A 17145-nucleotide genomic window follows, 5' to 3' on the forward strand; every position below is an offset into this window, starting at 1 on the left:
CACGGGCCGGCGCCCGCCTTCCGCATGACCGTGCCATGACCGCCGTGCCACCCGCCCCAGCCCCCGCCGATCCCGCATCCGCCTGGATGCCGCTCGACACCGCCGAACCCGCTCCGCTCTACGACGTGGCCACGATCCGCCGGATCGAACAGGCCGGCCTGGCCGCCACGCCGCCCTTCACGCTGATGTCCCGCGCGGGTGCCGCGGCGGCGGATTGGGTCGGCCAGCACGTACCCGACGGGCGCATCTTGTTCCTGGCCGGCGCCGGCAACAACGGCGGCGACGCGCTGGTGGCCGCCACGCGGCTGCATCAGGCCGGGCGGCAGGTGGAGGCGTGGCTGCTGGGCGAAGCAGACCGGCTGCCCGACGATGCCGCGCGCGCCTGGCGCGAGGCCCGCGCCGCCGGGGTGCCGGTGCTGGCGATGCCGCGCGACCCGGCCGCCGCCCTGCCGCCGTGGCCGGTTGGCTGCGCCGCCGTGGTCGACGGCCTGCTCGGCATCGGCCTGAACCGGCCGGCAGACGGGGAAATGGCGCGCTGGATCGCCCATCTCAATGCGTCGCACCTGCCCGTGCTGGCGCTGGACATCCCGAGCGGGCTGTTTGCCGATACCGGCACCGGCCAGCCCGCCGTGCACGCGATACGGACGCTGACCTTCCTGGCCGCCAAGCCCGGCCTGCTGACGCTGGACGGCCGCGACTGCGCCGGCATCGTCGACATCGCGCCGCTCGGCCTCGACTACGCGCCCGCCACGCCGCCCGTGGCGCTGGTCAACCAGCCCGGCGCGTTTGCCGATGCCCTGCCGCGCCGCGACCATGCCGCCAACAAGGGCCGCTATGGCAGCCTGGCGGTGATCGGCGGCAACCACGGCATGACCGGCGCGCCGCTGCTGGGCGCCCGCGCGGCGCTGCATCTGGGCGCGGGCCGTGTCCATGTCGGATTCCTGGCCCAGCCGGCGCCGCCTGTCGATCCGGTCCATCCGGAGTTGATGCTGCATGCCGTCGACCAACTGCCATGGGACGCCATGTCGGCCTTCGTGGCCGGACCCGGCATGGGCAGCGACGCCGCGGCCCGCCAGCAACTGGCGCAATTGATCGACCGGTGCGCCCGCGACACCCTGCCGCTGGTGCTCGATGCCGACGCACTGAACCTGCTGGCGGCAGACCCGGCGCTGGCGCGGCAACTGACCGACAGCGGGCTGGAGCCCGTCATCACGCCGCACCCGCTCGAAGCGGCGCGGCTGCTGGGCAGCGGCGTGGCCGACGTCCAGCGCGACCGGCTGGCCGCCGCCCGGGCGCTGGCAACGCGCTGGCATGCCACCGTCGTGCTCAAGGGATCGGGCACGGTCATCGCCACACCGGGCGGCGCGTCGCCCGCCATCAATCCCACCGGCAACGCCGGGCTGTCCACGGCCGGCACCGGCGACGTGCTGGCCGGCATGATCGGCGCGCTGCTGGCCCAGGGCATGGCCCGCGAGGCGGCCGCGCGCGCGGCGGTATGGATCCACGGACGCGCGGCGGACCGCCTGGTCGCCAGCGGCACCGGCCCGGCGGGCCTGGCAGCGAGCGAACTCTACCTGCCGGCGCGGGACATCCTGAACGCGCTGCTGCGCGGCGCGGCCGCATGACGCGGGCCGCGACACTACCGCAAGGCACTGACGGTGGCACGGGTGGCGACCATTCCCGTCGCCAGTTGCTGACCGGCATCGCGCTGCTGGTGGTCGGCCAGTGGATCCTGAGCCTGCTCGACGCCACGGGCAAGACGCTGACCCAGCAAGGACTGCCCGTGGTGGCCGTGGCCTGGGTGCGCTACCTGGGCCATGTGGTGGCGATCTTCCTACTGATCGGGCCGGCACGATGGCAGCGGCTGTCGCGCCCGGCCGCCCCGCGCCTGCATTGGCTGCGCGGCGCGCTGATGCTGGCGTCGACGCTGGTGTTCTTCAGCGTGCTGAAGCTGATGCCGCTGGCCACGGCCACGGCGCTGAACTTCTGCGCGCCTCTGATCGTCGTGGCGCTGTCGCCGTGGCTGCTTGGCGAACGGCCGGGCCTGCACGCGCGCTGGACCCGCTGGATCGGCGTGGGCATCGGCTTCGCAGGGATGCTTGTGGTGGTGCGGCCGGGCGGCGAGCTCGATGCGTTTGGCGTGGCGCTGGGGCTGCTGTCGGCGTTGCTGTTCGCGCTGCTGCAGATGCTCACGCGGCGCATCGCCGCGCATGACGCACCCATGACCACGCTGATCCAGAGCGGCGTGACCGGGGCCGCGCTGACGACGCTGCTGGTGCCGTTCTTCTGGTTCGAGGCGGTGCCGACGGCGCTGCAATGCGCGCTGCTGATATCGGCCGGCCTGACCGGATCGCTCGGCCACTACTTCGTGATCCGCGCGTTCCAGTACGCCGACGCGTCATTCCTGAGCCCGTTCCTGTACCTGCAGATCTTCTCGGCTACCGTGGTCGGCTACTTCGCCTTCGGCCACCTGCCAGACTGGACTACCGCGCTGGGCATCGCCGTGATCTGCGCGGGCGGCGTATGCGTGGCGGGCGGCGAGCCGCTGCTGCGCCGGATAGCCACACGGCTGGGACGCTGACGCGACCCGCCACGCACAAAGTGGCGGGCCGTGTCTATGCGGCAGGACGTCAGACAAGCGCCGATATGGCGCCGGCTGCGTGGCTGCTAACGTTGCGGATGTTCGCAAGCACGGTTACTTTTTGCTGCGACTTTCGGCTTTTGACGTCGTATCCCAGCGATATACTTGCGCAGGGCCTTGCCGGACGGCGCGGCCCCGCTCCCAGACTCCAGAACTTCGCATGCCCACTGAACTCCACGCCTGGACCGCTCTCCGCCAACACCACGATGCCATCCGCCACACGCCGATGCAGCAATGGTTTGCCGAAGCCGAGGCCGCGCGCCGTGTGGAGGACTTCTCGCTCGAAGCGGCGGGCCTGTACCTCGATTTCTCGAAGAACCGCATCACGTTCGAGACCTTCGCGCTGCTGATGAAGCTGGCCGAGGAAGCCGGCGTGACCCAGCGCCGCGACGCCATGTTCGCCGGCGAACATATCAATACGACCGAAGACCGCGCCGCGCTGCACGTGGCGCTGCGCGCCCTGCCCGATGCCCCGTTCAAGGTCGACGGCCAGTCGGTGATGCCCGGCATCCAGGACGTGCTGCACCGCATGCGCGACTTCGCCGGTCGCGTGCGCACCGGCGCCTGGACTGGCTTCAACGGCCAGACCATCACCGACATCGTCAACATCGGCATCGGCGGCTCGGACCTCGGCCCGCGCATGGTCTGCCGCGCGCTGGCCCACCTGGCGGACCCCAAGGGGCCGCGCATGCATTTCGTGTCGAACGTCGACGGCACCGAGCTGGCCGAAACGCTCGTGCGGCTGGACCCGGCCCGCACGCTGGTCATCGTCTGCTCGAAGACGTTCACGACGCTGGAAACCATGGCCAACGCGTGCAGCATGCGCGAGTGGTTCCTGCAGAACGGCGTGGCCGAAGACCAGTTGGCCCGGCACTTCGTGGCGGTGTCCACGAACCGTGAGGCCGTGGTCAAGTTCGGCATCGACCCAGCCAACATGTTTGAATTCTGGGACTGGATCGGCGGGCGCTTCTCGCTCTGGTCGTCGGTCGGCCTGTCGATCGCGCTGGCCGTGGGCTTCGACGCGTTCGAAGACCTGCTGCTGGGCGGCCGGACCATGGACGACCACTTCCGCACGGCCCCGCTGGCGCGCAACATGCCGGTGGTGCTGGGCATGCTCGGCATCTGGTACCGCAACTTCTTCGGCATGCCGACGAGCTGCATGGCGCCCTATTCCACCTCGCTCGAACTGTTTCCGGCGTTCCTGCAGCAACTGGAGATGGAGAGCAACGGCAAGTCTGTGCAGATCAACGGCGATCCGGTGCGGTCCGACACCTCGCCCGTGGTCTGGGGCACGGCCGGCACCAACGGCCAGCACGCCTACTTCCAGATGATCCACCAGGGGTCGCAGATCGTGCCCGTCGATTTCGTGGCGCCGCTGGTGCCGCCGCGTAGCCTGCCCGGCCATCACGCCAAGCTGCTGGCCAACTGCTTTGCCCAGGCCGAGGCGCTGATGCGCGGCCGGACCGCCGAGGAACTGCGCGCCGCCGGCGTGACCGACGAGGCCCGCGTGCCGCACATGGTGTTCGACGGCAACCGGCCAAGCAACATGCTGCTGATGGAAGACCTGACGCCGCACGTGCTGGGCGCGCTGATCGCGCTCTACGAGCACCGCACGTTTGTGCAGGGCGTGGTCTGGAACATCAACTCGTTCGACCAGTGGGGCGTGGAGCTGGGCAAGATCCTGGCGCGGCCCATCGAACAGGAACTGACCGGCAAGGGCGAGGCCACGCACGATGCGTCGACGGCGGCCCTGATCGCCCGTGCCCGCGGCGTCCTCGTGCGCGGCTGAGCGCCCGCCCGACCAGCATGGCGGCCCAGGCGGCCGCCATGGCATTTCAGACTTCGGTACCCATCAATTCGTCGCTGGCCACGCGGCCGGCTTCGATCGTCAGGATGCGCCCGCAGCGCGCGGCCACGGAGCGGTCATGCGTGACCAGCACCAGCGTGGACCCGGCATCGCGGTTCAGCTCGAACATCAGCGCGATGACGGCCTCGCCGGTCGCGGTGTCCAGGCTGCCGGTCGGCTCGTCGGCAAACAGGATGTCGGGCCGCGCCACGAACGCGCGCGCCAGCGCCACGCGCTGCTGCTCGCCGCCGGACAGCGTCCGCGGGTAGTGCGTCAGCCGCTTGCCGAGGCCCACCCGCTCCAGCATCTCCGTGGCACGCTCGCGCACCTGCGACGTTTCGCCGCGCAACTCCAGCGGCAGCATGACGTTTTCGAGCGCCGTCAGGTGCCCGACCAGCTGGAACGACTGGAACACAAAGCCGACATGGCGCCCGCGCAGCGCGGCGCGCTGGTCTTCGTCGAGCTGGAACAGGTCCTGCCCATGGAGCCGCACGGCGCCGGTGCTGGGCAAGTCCAGGCCCGCCAGCAGGCCCAAGAGCGTCGATTTGCCGGAGCCGGACGCGCCAACGATGGCCACCGTTTCGCCGGCCGTGACGGAAAACGAGACGTCGTGCAGAATCGTGAGCGAACCTGTCGTGTCGGCGACGGTCTTTCCGAGTGACTCGACAGCAAGAATGGAAGAGGACATGCGCGAGAAGATTCCCAACGTTGGGCGCCGGCGGATGCTGGCAGCCTGTTGTGCGACAGCCGTCGCCCTGCTTTGTTCACCCGCCGCCGTGGCGCAGGCCCCGTCGGCGCCCGCCGTGCTGGTGCTGGGCGACAGCCTGTCGGCCGAGTACGGCATTGCGCGTGGCACCGGCTGGGTCAGCCTGCTGCAGGAGCGGCTGCGCCGCGAGCGGTTCGATTATAGCGTCGTGAATGCCAGCATCAGCGGCGAGACCACGGTGGGCGGCAAGACCCGCCTGCCCGACCTGCTGAAGCGGCACAAGCCGGCCGTCGTCGTCGTGGAACTGGGCGCCAACGACGCGCTGCGCGGTTTCTCGCTGCCATCCACGGAAGCCAACCTGCGCGCCATCATCGGCGACGCCCAGAAGGCGGGCGCCAAGGTGGTGCTGGTCGGCATGCGCATCCCGCCCAATTACGGCGCCGACTACACCGAGCGCTTCTTTGGCCTGTTTCCGAAGCTGGCCAAGGAGTATCGGACCGAACTGGTGCCGTTCTTCCTCGACAAGGTCGTCACGCGGCCCGACTGGTTCCAGGAAGACCGCATCCATCCCACCTCGGCCGCCCAGTCGGCGCTGCTCGATACCGTGTGGCCAGCGCTCAAGCCGCTGCTCCGGACGTCTGCCAAGACCGGCTGACCCGTCGGGCTCGTCCGGCTCGCCAGGCTTGTCCGGCAGCCAAAAGGAAAAAGCCCCTGCGGTGCGTCACCGGCAGGGGCTTCTTTTCGACGGGCGTCGCGCGCCGCGTCAGTTCGTGGCCGGGGCGCTGCCCGCCGCGTCTTCGGTCTTGGCCGGACGCAGCAGCTTCACCTTGGCCTGCGCCTTGAGCGCGTCGTAGTAGGCCGCCAGTTCGGTCTGGCCGGCAAGCTGGCTCAGTTGCTGGGCATCGGCATCGCGCTGGGCCGCATTGCTCTGGGTCGGCGTGCCAACCTTCGTGATCCGATACAGCGCGTAGCCATCGGCGCCGAGGTCCACGCCCACGACGGACGGCAGCTTGGCGGCGTCGGCGCGCATGATCGCGTCCACGGCCTTCGGCGACAGGCCGTCAGCCTTGGCCCGCGACACCGTCATCACCGGGCCGAAGCCGCTGGCGCTGTCGGCCTTGCGTAGTGCTTCAAGCCTGGCCTCGCCATCCTTGCGCGCCAGTTCGGCGGACTTCTGGGCGATGTATGCCTGGCGCACCTGGGCTTCCACGTCCTCGAACTTGCGGGCGGCGGCCGGCCGGTATTCGGCGATGCGGGCCGACACCAGCGTGGTCGGATTGACCTGGATGGCTTCGGTATTGCGCTTGTTCTTGATCGCGTCATCGCTGAACAGGGCCTTGAGCACCTTCTCGTTGTTCAGCGGGCTGTCCTTGCCCAGCGCCGGGTTCGGGTTGCGCGTGACGTTGTCGGCAGTCTGGATCGTCAGCTTGAACTTGTCGGCGGCCGGCTTGAGGCTGTCGGCCTGCTCGTAGACCGTGTTGCCGAAGGCGTCGGCCAGTTCCGTGTACTTCTTGCTGGCCAGTTGCTTCTTCAGTTCGGCTTCGAGCTCCGGACGAACCTCATCGAGCGAACGCGTGGCCGACGGCTTGATGCCGGTCAGCTTGATGATGTGGTAACCGTAGTCGGTTTCGACCAGATCGCTGACCTGGCCGTCCTTGAGCGCGTACATCGCGTCCTCGAACGGCTTCACCAGCGCGCCGCGGCCCATGAAGCCGAGGTCGCCACCCTTCTCGGCCGAACCCGGGTCCTGGGAATTCTTCTTCGCCACGTCGGCGAAGGTTTCCGGATGCTTGCGCACCTCGTCCAGCAGCTTCTGCGCCTTGTCCTTGGCGGCCTTGCGATCAGCCTCCTTGGCGTCCTTCGGGGCCGTGATCAGGATATGGCTGGCGCGGCGCTGCTCTTCGGTCCGGAAACGCTGGACGTTGCTGTCGTAGTAGGACTTCAGCTCTTCCGGCGTCACCGCCTGGCTGGCGGCCAGCGCGTCGCCCGACAGCACGACGTACTCGACCTTGGCCTGCTCCGGCGTGGTGTAGGCCGACAGGTGGGCCTCGTAGTACGCCTTCAGCGCGGCGGCGTCAGGCGTGACCTTCGATGTGAAATCGGCCGGCTTGATGTTGAGCGCCTGGACGTCGCGCTGCTGGTCGCGGATGGCGATCAGGCGGTCGAGCAGCGACTTCGGCACGAACGCCGTGGTGCCCACCGCGCTGCCAAGCTGCTGCGTCGCCAGTTCGAACCGCATGCGCGATTCAAGCTGCTCGGGCGTCAGCCCTTGCTGGGCCAGCAGCTGGACATAGCCCTTCTCGTCGAACTTGCCGTCCGCGCCATAGAGCTGCGCCACGGCGGGAATGGCCGCGATCGCCTCACGCAGCTGGTCCTTCGTCACGGTCAGGTTCTTCTTGGCCGTGGCGTCGGCCACCACACGTTGCTGGATCAGCTGGTCCAGCACGGACTGGCGCGCCGCGGCGCCTTCGAACATGCGCGGATCATAATTGTTGCCAAGCATCTGGCGCATGCGCTCGCTCTGGTCACGCACGACGTTGTCGACCTCCTGCACGGTGATGGTCCGGCCATCCACCTTGGCAAGATCGTGCGAGCTGTCCATGAAGCGCGAGTAACTCTCGACACCGAAGAACACGAACGACGGGAAGACAAGCACCAGCAGCAGCATAAGCATCAGGCGCCGGTTGTTGCGTACGAAATCAAGCATGCTGTTCGGGTTAAAGGGTTGGGCCTTGGGCCGACGGTCAAACTTCGCGATTCTATCAGGAGCGGCGCGCTGCACCGACGGAAAGTCCTGCAGGAAGCTTTTGAGAGGTCAAAGAAATGCTTCGCCCAGTGGGAGACTTCCGCTGCGCGGATCGAGCGGACAGACACAAAAAAACCCGCTTGCGCGGGCATTTTTATTTGGCGGAGTGGACGGGGCTCGAACCCGCGACCCCCGGCGTGACAGGCCGGTATTCTAACCAACTGAACTACCACTCCGGATCGGGCCCTTTTCGGCAACGCGCAACGGTCAAGTGTGGTGGGTGCTGAGGGGTTCGAACCCCCGACCTACGCCTTGTAAGGGCGCCGCTCTACCAGCTGAGCTAAGCACCCACTTGGACCGTGCAAGCGATTTGCCTGCAGGGAAATCCCGCTTCGCACGATTCGGCAGATGCTGCTGGTTGCCGCTGTTTGCGTTGCGAGGCCGCGATTGTAATACGAGACTTTTCGATTTGCCAAGCATTGATTGCAGGATGCCGCCACGCCACATCGCCGCGCCAATCGGCACCAAACGTGAGGCGCGCGGGCATAAAAAAACCGCGGGATACGATCCCGCGGGTCTTGTCCGAGCGTTGGCGCTCAGTGGTGGATGCGCTCCACCTGGGCCGCCGCCTTGTCTGCCACTTCGGCAGGCTTGGCTTCTTCCTCGGGCAGGGCCTCGGGCTTGCGCTCGAGTGCCAGCTCCAGCACCTTGTCGATCCAGCGCACCGGCACGATCTCGATGGCGTTCTTGACGTTGTCGGGGATGTCCGCCAGGTCCTTGACGTTCTCCTCCGGGATCAGCGCCAGCTTGATGCCGCCCCGATGGGCCGCCAGCAGCTTTTCCTTGAGACCGCCGATCGGCAGCACCTCGCCGCGCAGCGTGATCTCGCCCGTCATCGCCACGTCCGCACGCACCGGGATACCAGTCAGCACGGACACCAGCACCGTGGTCATCGCAATACCGGCCGACGGACCGTCCTTCGGCGTCGCGCCCTCGGGCACGTGGATGTGGATGTCGCGCTTCTCGAACATCTCGTCCGCGATACCCAGACGACGCGCCCGCGACCGTACCACCGACCGCGCGGCCTCGACCGACTCCTTCATCACGTCGCCCAGCGAACCGGTGCGCGAGATGTTGCCCTTGCCCGGCATGATCGCGGCTTCGATGGTCAGCAGGTCGCCGCCCACCTCCGTCCACGCCAGACCGGTCACCTGGCCCACCTGGTTTTCCTTGTTGGCCAGGCCGAAGTCGTACTTGCGCACGCCCAGGAACTTGTCGAGGTTCTCCGAATCGACCTTGACCGCACCCGACTCCTTCTTCAGCAGCAGGAGCTTGACCACCTTGCGCGCAATCTTCGACACCTCGCGTTCCAGCGACCGCACGCCAGCTTCACGCGTGTAGTAGCGGATGATGTCGCGGATGGCCGCTTCGGTGACGTCGATCTCGCCCTGCTTCAGACCGTTGTTGCGGATCTGCTTCGGCAGCAGGTAGCGCGTGGCGATGTTCACCTTCTCGTCTTCGGTATAGCCCGAGAGGCGGATCACTTCCATGCGGTCCAGCAGCGGCGGCGGGATGTTCAGCGAGTTCGACGTCGCCACGAACATCACGTCCGACAGGTCGAAGTCCACTTCGATGTAGTGGTCCTGGAACGTGTGGTTCTGTTCCGGGTCCAGCACCTCGAGCAGCGCCGACGACGGGTCGCCACGGAAATCCATGCCCATCTTGTCGATCTCGTCGAGCAGAAAGAGCGGATTGCGCACGCCGACCTTCGACAGGCTCTGCAGGATCTTGCCCGGCATCGAGCCGATGTACGTCCGGCGGTGGCCGCGGATCTCGGCCTCGTCACGCACGCCACCCAAAGCCATGCGCACGAACTTGCGGTTCGTGGCGCGTGCCACCGACTGGCCGAGCGAGGTCTTGCCCACGCCGGGGGGCCCCACCAGGCACAGGATCGGCGCCTTGACCTTGTCCACGCGCTGTTGCACGGCAAGATACTCGAGGATGCGTTCCTTGACCTTCTCCAGGCCGTAGTGGTCCTCGTCCAGCACGCGCTCGGCGTTGGCCAGGTCGTTGTTGACCTTGCTCTTCTTGCGCCACGGCAGGTTGACCAGCGTGTCGATGTAGTTGCGCACGACCGTGGCTTCCGCCGACATCGGCGACATCAGCTTGAGCTTCTTGAACTCGGCGTCGGCCTTCTTCTTGGCCTCCTTGGGCATGCGCGCGGCCTTGATGCGCTTGTCCAGTTCCTCGAGGTCGGCACCTTCCTCGCCCTCGCCAAGTTCCTTCTGGATGGCCTTGACCTGCTCGTTCAGGTAGTACTCGCGCTGCGACTTCTCCATCTGGCGCTTGACGCGGCCACGGATGCGCTTTTCCACCTGCAGGATGTCGATCTCGCCCTCGAGCTGCGACAGCAGGCTCTCCAGGCGCTCGGTGACCTTTACCATCTCCAGGATCTTCTGCTTCTGCTCAAGCTTGATCGGCAGATGCGCGGCGATGGTGTCGGCCAGGCGGCCGGCCTCGTCGATGCCCGACAGCGACGTCAGGATCTCGGGCGGGATCTTCTTGTTGAGCTTCACGTACTGGTCGAACTGCGACACGATGGCGCGGCGCAGCGCCTCCGTCTCGGCCGACTCGTCGGGTGCCGGCGGCACCGGTACGGCTTCGCACATGAAGTGCGAATCGTCCTCGCTCACTTCGGTGATGTTTGCACGCTGCGTGCCCTCGACCAGCACCTTCACGGTACCGTCGGGCAGCTTCAGCATCTGCAGGATATTGGCGATGCAGCCGACCTCGTAGAGGTCTTCCGCGGTCGGTTCGTCTTTGGCGGCGGTCTTCTGTGCCACGAGCATGATGCTCTTACCCGACTCCATCGCAGTCTCGAGCGCCTTGATGGACTTCGGGCGACCCACGAACAGTGGGATCACCATGTGCGGAAACACCACCACGTCGCGCAGCGGCAACAGTGGCAGGCGAATCGGCTCAGCCGGGAGGAGTTGTGTTCCGGACATCATTTTCCCCAGTCAGTCATTTAAGGCGTAAATAGGGTCGCGGGAATCGATTGCAAGATACCCATCATCAATTCCCGGGCGCTCCTGATGTGACCCAAAGCGCACCCACGACCCACTCTGAAACAGCATACCCGCGTTTGCTCCCGTTCGTTTGTGGAATTGAAGAAAAAAAGCCGCTCGCTTTCCAGCGAACGGCAGCTTGAAAGTGTCGCCAGTCTGGGAAGGACCCCGCGGGTCCCGCGCGTTCGGCGTCAGTTGGACCTCGCTCAGTTCGACCCTGCCACCTTGGGCTGCTGCTCTTCGTACATCAGCAGCGGCGGTGCGTCGCCGGTGATCGTGTTCTCGTCGATCACCACCTTCTGCACGCCCTTGTAGTTGGGCAGGTCGTACATGACGTCCATCAGCGATTGTTCGAGGATCGAACGTAGGCCGCGGGCGCCCGTCTTGCGACGGATCGCCTTGCGCGCGATGGCGGACAGCGCACCCGGACGAATCTCGAGTTCCACGCCTTCCATCGCCAGCAGCTTCTGGTATTGCTTGACCAGCGCGTTCTTGGGCTCGACCAGGATCTGCATCAGCGCGGCCTCGTCGAGCTTGGCCAGCGTGGCCACCACGGGCAGACGCCCGATCAGTTCCGGAATCAGACCGAACTTGATCAGGTCTTCCGGCTCGGTCTGGGGCAGGACTTCGCTGACTTCGCGCTCTTCCTTGCTCTGGACCTGGGCGTCGAAGCCGATACCGGTCTTGTCCGAACGCTGCATGATGACCTTTTCCAGGCCATCGAACGCACCGCCGCAGATGAACAGGATGTTCGTCGTGTCCACCTGCAGGAAGTCCTGGTTCGGATGCTTGCGGCCACCCTGCGGCGGCACCGACGCCATCGTGCCTTCGATCAGCTTCAGCAGCGCCTGCTGCACGCCCTCGCCCGACACGTCGCGCGTGATCGACGGGTTGTCCGACTTGCGCGAGATCTTGTCGATTTCGTCGATGTAGACGATGCCGCGCTGTGCCTTCTCGACCTCGTAGTTGCAGTTCTGCAGCAGCTTCTGGATGATGTTCTCGACGTCCTCGCCCACGTAGCCGGCTTCGGTCAGCGTGGTGGCGTCGGCAATCACGAACGGCACGTTCAGCAGGCGCGCCAGCGTCTGGGCGAGCAGCGTCTTGCCCGAGCCCGTGGGCCCGATCAGCAGGATGTTGCTCTTCGACAGCTCGACGTCGTCCTTCTTGCCGAGGTGTTTCAGACGCTTGTAATGGTTGTACACCGCGACGGCCAGAATCTTCTTGGCCTGTTCCTGACCAATGACGTACTGGTCGAGGCTTTCGCGGATTTCGTGGGGCGTGGGCAGATCAGAACGGGTGACCGCGGCGGCGTCCTTGTCGGTCGCGGCGGCCTCGTCACGGATGATCTCGTTGCACAGGTCGATGCATTCGTCGCAAATGAACACCGACGGGCCCGCGATCAGCTTCTTCACCTCGTGCTGGCTCTTGCCGCAGAACGAGCAGTAAAGAAGTTTCTCGCTGGATGAACCTTTTTTGTCCGCCATAGGAATCAGTCACATTAGCCGTGTCGTCCCGCCAGGTCCGAGACCGGGCGGGAAACGCATTAAACGCATCATACGCCAAAACAATTGGCGCAGTCGGCGGCATCCCCTGCATGTGGGGCAAAACGCAAAAACGAGGCGTACAGCCTCGTTCCGGTGTAGCCTTCGTCATTTGGGACGACGAGAGACTCAAGCGGCAGGTCACCGGCGGGCCGGTCACCGCCCGGACACTTCCGAGTGGAGCGTCCGGACTGATGTGCCGACACACCGGCCGGATTTCAACCGCGGCGCGTGATCACCTTGTCGATCAGGCCGTAGTCCACCGCCTGGTCGCCACTCATGAAATTGTCGCGGTCGGTGTCCCGGGCGATCTTTTCCACCGGCTGGCCGGTCACTTCGGACAGGATGCTGTTCAGGCGCTCGCGCAGGTACAGGATCTCGCGGGCCTGGATCTCGATGTCCGACGCCTGGCCACGCGCGCCGCCCAGCGGCTGGTGGATCATGATGCGGGAATTCGGCAGCGCGCTGCGCTTGCCCTTGGCGCCGGCGGCCAGCAGGAAGGCGCCCATGCTCGCGGCCATGCCCATGCAGAGCGTCTGCACGTCGGGCTTGATGAACTGCATCGTGTCGTAGATCGCCAGGCCGGCCGAAACGGAACCGCCGGGCGAGTTGATGTACAGCGACACGTCCTTGTCCGGGTTCTCGCTTTCCAGGAACAGCAGCTGGGCCACGACGAGGTTGGCGGTCTGGTCGTTGACCTCGCCCACCATGAAGATCACACGTTCCTTGAGCAGGCGCGAGTAGATGTCATACGCGCGCTCGCCCCGGCCGGACTGCTCGACAACCATCGGCACCAGTCCGAGACCCTGGGTCTCCAGGGCGGAAGCCTGCGTGGTGGCGAGACGATCAAGCAAATCATTGCGGGTCATGCAGGTTCTCCAGATATTCAGGAATGGCGCCAACCGGCCAGCGCGCGAGGCCGGCTGGCGTCGACCGGTGCCGCGCGCCTGGCGCGGCCGCCGGTCAGGCCCGACCTCAGGCTTGCTCGGGCGCGGCGGTGAGTTCCTCGAACGACACCGACTTGTCCGAAACCTTGGCCTTGTCGCACACGAAATTTACCACGTTGTTTTCGAGCACGTAGGCTTCCATCTCGGCCAGGCGCTGCTGGTCGCCGTAGTACCAGCGCATGACTTCCTTCGGGTCCTCGTAGCTCTTGGCAAAGTCCTCGATCTCGGCCTTGACCTGGTCCGGCTTGGCTTCCAGGCCGTTGGCCTTGACGATCTCGGCCAGGATCAGACCCAGCTTCACGCGGCGCTCGGCTTGCTGGGCAAACATCTCGGCCGGAATGGGCATGTCCTTGGCGTTCGGCATGCCGCGTTGCTCCAGGTCGCGGCGGGCCATTTCCACCAGGCGCTCCTGGTCCTGCTCGATCAGGGCCTTCGGCACGTCCAGCTCGCTCACCTTCAGCAGCGCTTCCATGACCTGGTCCTTCAGCATGGCGTGCGTGCGGCGCTTGACTTCGCGCTCCAGGTTCTCGCGGATGTCGGCGCGCATCTTTTCCACGCTGCCGTCGGCGATGCCGAGCGACTTGGCGAACGCATCGTCCACTTCCGGCAGGTGCGCCCACTCCACCTTCTTCAGCGTGATGGTGAACTCGGCGGTCTTGCCGGCCACTTCCTTGCCGTGGTAGTCCTCGGGGAACGTCAGCGGGAACGTCTTGGCCTCGCCTTCCTTCAGGCCCAGCGTGGCTTGCTCGAACTCGGGCAGCATGCGGCCTTCGCCCAGCACGTACACGAAGTCCTCGGCCTTGCCGCCGGCGAACTCGACGCCGTCGATCTTGCCGACGAAGTCGATGGTCACGCGGTCGCCGTTCTGGGCGGCCACTTCGCTGCCGCCGTCGCCGTGGGCGCCGGCTTCGCCGCGGTGGTGGTAGTGCACGCGCTGCTTGCGCAGGATGTCGACGGTCTTGTCGATCTCGGCGTCGCCGATTTCGGTCTTGGTGCGGGTCACCTCGGCGGCCGACAGGTCACCGATCTTGACTTCCGGATACACCTCGAACGTGGCCTCGAAGGCCACCTCGTCGTCGGCCACGCCTTCGGTCTTGATGTCGAACTTCGGCTGACCGGCCACCTTCACGTCCTGGGCCTGGGTGATGTCGAAGAACTTGCGGGCGGCCTTGTCGAAGCGCACTTCGAATTCCACCTGCTGGCCGTATTGCTTCTCGACCATCTTCATCGGCACCTTGCCCGGGCGGAAGCCGGACATTTTCACGGTCTTCGACAGACGAGCCAGGCGCTCCTGGGTTTCCTTCTGCACTTCGGCCTTGGGGATAGCCAGGGTTACCTTGCGGTCCAGCTTGCCGAGGTTTTCAATGACGTTCGACATGGTCGTTAATCCAATCCAGAAATAGTTGTTGTCAGCGCCACCGCCTGCGCGCCTGCCGCCCGGCCGCGGCCGGTGCTCGCGAGCGGAGGTCTCCGCGCAAACGGAAAACGCGGATTATCGCACGGTTTTGGTTCGGTTCCGGCAGTTTTTACCCTAGTCAGTCATCATCCGGCCCCGCATCCGGCCCCACCGCGCCAGCCACCTGCCCATGGCGCAGCGCGCGCAGCAGCAGCCGTGCGGGGTCGATGGCGTCGGCCAGGTCCGCCTCCAGCGGCAGCGGTTCGCCTTCGATCTGGCACGCCACCAGTTCCGCACCCAGCGCAGCCCATGTGAGGCCGCGCGACGCATAGGCAAGGGCCGCGTAGAGGCCCGGCAGGCGCGGCACGTCGCGCAGGTGGGCGCCGCGCAGCGATGCGGCATGGTCACGCGCCTGACTGACGTCGGGCAGGCGTCCGATCAGCGGCAGGCGGTTGTGCGTCACCGTGCGCACGCCCACATAGCCGTGCAGCGCGGCGGGATCGATGGCGGACAGCCCGGCGGCCTGCCCGGGCAGCAGCCCAGCCAGCCGGGCGAGGTTGGCGGCATGGACGGCGGCGCTTTCTACCAGCGGACCGTCGTCGGGCTCGTAGCTCGACCCGACGCGCGCCCCGCCCGCCTCGCCACGCGGCAGCAGGTAGCCGGCACCGGTGACGACACAGTCGGGCCAGCCGCCCAGTGCCTGCACCTGCCCCGCGTCGAGGTCGGTCAGTTGTCCGCGCACCCGGCGCAGCGCCAGCAGGTGATCCGGCAGCAGCGACTCGGCCTCGTGGGCATTGGCCAGCACCAGTACGGGCGCGCTGGCCAGCAGCGCGCCGGCCGCGTCCATCACCTGCCACTGGCCGTCACGATGTTCGATGCCCGCCACGCGGCAGCCGAAGCGCGCGTCGAGCCGGTCGCCGGCCGCCGCGAGCTGGGCGCGGCAGATGTCCGGCGGCGCCACCCAGCCACCCTGCGGAAACCAGAGCCCCCCGCGCGGCACCGGCGCGCCATGCTCGCGGGCGGCCTCTTCCGCCGACATCCAGCGCACGAACGATTCGGGAAACCCCAGCGCGTCCAGCGCGGCCCGCTGCGCCGCATGGTCGGCATCATCCTCGCCGATCTGGAGCACGCCGCAGCCGTGCCAGTCCACCGGATGGCCGGCCTCCGCCAGCGCCTGCCACGCGCGCAGCGCATGCAGGTTGCCGGCGCGCGACAGTCGCGACAGCAGGCTGTCATCGGCGGATACGTGCGCGTGCATCGCCGCTGCCCGGTGACCGGACGTCTGCCGCGCCGGCCCCGCGTGGGCGTCGAACAGCGTCACGCGCCAGCCGCGCGCGGCCAGCCGCTCGGTGACGGCGCAGCCCGCCAGCCCGGCGCCGATGACGATCGCATGGCGCGTCGGCCATTGGGCGGGCTCGGGCGGCGCGTGCCGGCGATTCTTCCAGGCCGGCGCGAAGCGGGCCACGGTCATGTCCCGCTTGCCGCCAAAGCCCGGCGCCTTGCTGACATCGAAACCGGCCGCCTGCAGGCCCCGGCGCACGAAACCCGCGGCCGTATAGGTCGCCAGCGTGGCGCCGATGCGCGCCAGCCGGCCCAGGCCGCGGAATACAGTGTCCGACCACATGTCGGCATTGCGGGCCGGCGAGAAGCCGTCCAGATAGAACGCGTCGGCGCCGGCCACGAGCTTCGGCAGCAGCGCCTGTACATCGCCAAACGCGAGCGTCAGCGTGACCGCGCCGTCGTCGAACGTCAGGCGATGGAGCCCCGGCAGCGCGTCGGGCCACTGTGCTTGCAGAATCTGCGCCCGCGGCACGAGATCGCCCAGGCCGGCATGCAACTGGGCCAGCCCGTCGCGCGTAAACGGGTGCTTTTCAATGGAAACGAAGTGCAGGCGGCGGCAGCGGTGGGGATCGTCGCGCCACGCCTGCCACGTGGCCAGGAAGTTCAGCCCCTGCCCGAAGCCGGTTTCGACGATGACAAACTGCTCGCGCCCGGCCCAGTTGCCGGGCAGGCCGTTGCCGCCCAGGAACACGTGCCGCGCCTGCGCCAGGCCGCCGGCGGTGCTGTGGTAGACATCGTCGTACGTCGGGGAATACGGGACGCCCTGGTCGGAAAGCACGGGCGCGGCGGACTCGATGGCACGCGGCATGATGATCGGGAATACGGCCGGAAATGGCGGCGGATGGTAGCATAGCGCCCTTCGCGCCAACCGCCCGCCGGGCCTTGTTCCACCTAAGTTTGCGCGCCGTCATCC

General features: G+C 67.1%; 11 protein-coding genes and 2 tRNA genes. 4 read left to right on the plus strand and 9 right to left on the minus strand.

What is annotated here, in order from left to right:
- The first annotated feature begins 35 nt into the window (after positions 1-35).
- The 3 genes from EHF44_RS14905 (at position 36) to pgi (ending at position 4430) form a co-directional block, all read left to right on the plus strand.
- The gene (locus EHF44_RS14905; RefSeq protein WP_124684379.1) at positions 36-1625 is read left to right on the plus strand and encodes an NAD(P)H-hydrate dehydratase; all 1590 of its coding nucleotides are present in this window, start codon (positions 36-38) and stop codon (positions 1623-1625) included.
- Entirely contained in the window at positions 1622-2581 is a 960-nt protein-coding gene (locus tag EHF44_RS14910) for a DMT family transporter (protein WP_124684380.1), read from the plus strand. Before EHF44_RS14905 ends, EHF44_RS14910 begins: the two co-directional genes overlap by 4 nt.
- A gap of 220 nt (positions 2582-2801) precedes the next feature.
- Positions 2802-4430, plus strand: a complete 1629-nt coding sequence (pgi, locus tag EHF44_RS14915) for a glucose-6-phosphate isomerase (RefSeq protein WP_124684381.1) — start codon at positions 2802-2804, stop codon at positions 4428-4430.
- Positions 4431-4476: 46 nt separating this feature from the next.
- On the opposite strand, the gene EHF44_RS14920 is transcribed toward pgi, so the two are convergent.
- On the minus strand, positions 4477-5175 hold the full coding sequence (locus tag EHF44_RS14920) for an ABC transporter ATP-binding protein (protein WP_124684382.1): 699 nt from the start codon (positions 5173-5175) through the stop codon (positions 4477-4479).
- Here EHF44_RS14920 and EHF44_RS14925 point away from each other — a divergent pair.
- Entirely contained in the window at positions 5174-5848 is a 675-nt protein-coding gene (locus tag EHF44_RS14925) for an arylesterase (protein WP_253699858.1), read from the plus strand. The genes EHF44_RS14920 and EHF44_RS14925 overlap by 2 nt on opposite strands.
- A 108-nt stretch (positions 5849-5956) precedes the next feature.
- Here the strand turns inward: EHF44_RS14925 and EHF44_RS14930 are convergent, their stop codons facing one another.
- From EHF44_RS14930 to mnmC, 8 genes are all read right to left on the minus strand, one after another.
- A complete protein-coding gene (locus tag EHF44_RS14930) occupies positions 5957-7900 on the minus strand; it encodes a SurA N-terminal domain-containing protein (RefSeq protein ID WP_124684384.1) in 1944 nt (647 codons plus the stop codon).
- A 198-nt stretch (positions 7901-8098) separates the two neighbouring features.
- Positions 8099-8175 (minus strand) — tRNA-Asp (locus tag EHF44_RS14935).
- A 38-nt stretch (positions 8176-8213) separates the two neighbouring features.
- A tRNA-Val gene (locus tag EHF44_RS14940) sits at positions 8214-8289 on the minus strand.
- A 246-nt stretch (positions 8290-8535) separates the two neighbouring features.
- Positions 8536-10947 carry an endopeptidase La gene (gene lon, locus EHF44_RS14945; protein WP_124685116.1) on the minus strand — a complete coding sequence of 804 codons (2412 nt, stop codon included), beginning with the start codon at positions 10945-10947 and terminating at the stop codon, positions 8536-8538.
- 266 nt (positions 10948-11213) lie between these two features.
- Complete coding sequence (gene clpX, locus EHF44_RS14950) at positions 11214-12491, minus strand: ATP-dependent Clp protease ATP-binding subunit ClpX (protein WP_124684385.1); 1278 nt, start codon at positions 12489-12491, stop codon at positions 11214-11216.
- A 275-nt stretch (positions 12492-12766) separates the two neighbouring features.
- Entirely contained in the window at positions 12767-13417 is a 651-nt protein-coding gene (clpP, locus tag EHF44_RS14955; protein WP_124684386.1) for an ATP-dependent Clp endopeptidase proteolytic subunit ClpP, read from the minus strand.
- 106 nt (positions 13418-13523) lie between these two features.
- Positions 13524-14873, minus strand: a complete 1350-nt coding sequence (gene tig, locus EHF44_RS14960) for a trigger factor (protein ID WP_124684387.1) — start codon at positions 14871-14873, stop codon at positions 13524-13526.
- Positions 14874-15030: 157 nt separating this feature from the next.
- Entirely contained in the window at positions 15031-17040 is a 2010-nt protein-coding gene (mnmC, locus tag EHF44_RS14965; RefSeq protein WP_124684388.1) for a bifunctional tRNA (5-methylaminomethyl-2-thiouridine)(34)-methyltransferase MnmD/FAD-dependent 5-carboxymethylaminomethyl-2-thiouridine(34) oxidoreductase MnmC, read from the minus strand.
- Positions 17041-17145: the final 105 nt, after the last annotated feature.

The sequence above is a fragment of the Cupriavidus pauculus genome (assembly GCF_003854935.1).
Classification (GTDB): Bacteria; Pseudomonadota; Gammaproteobacteria; order Burkholderiales; family Burkholderiaceae; genus Cupriavidus; species Cupriavidus pauculus_C.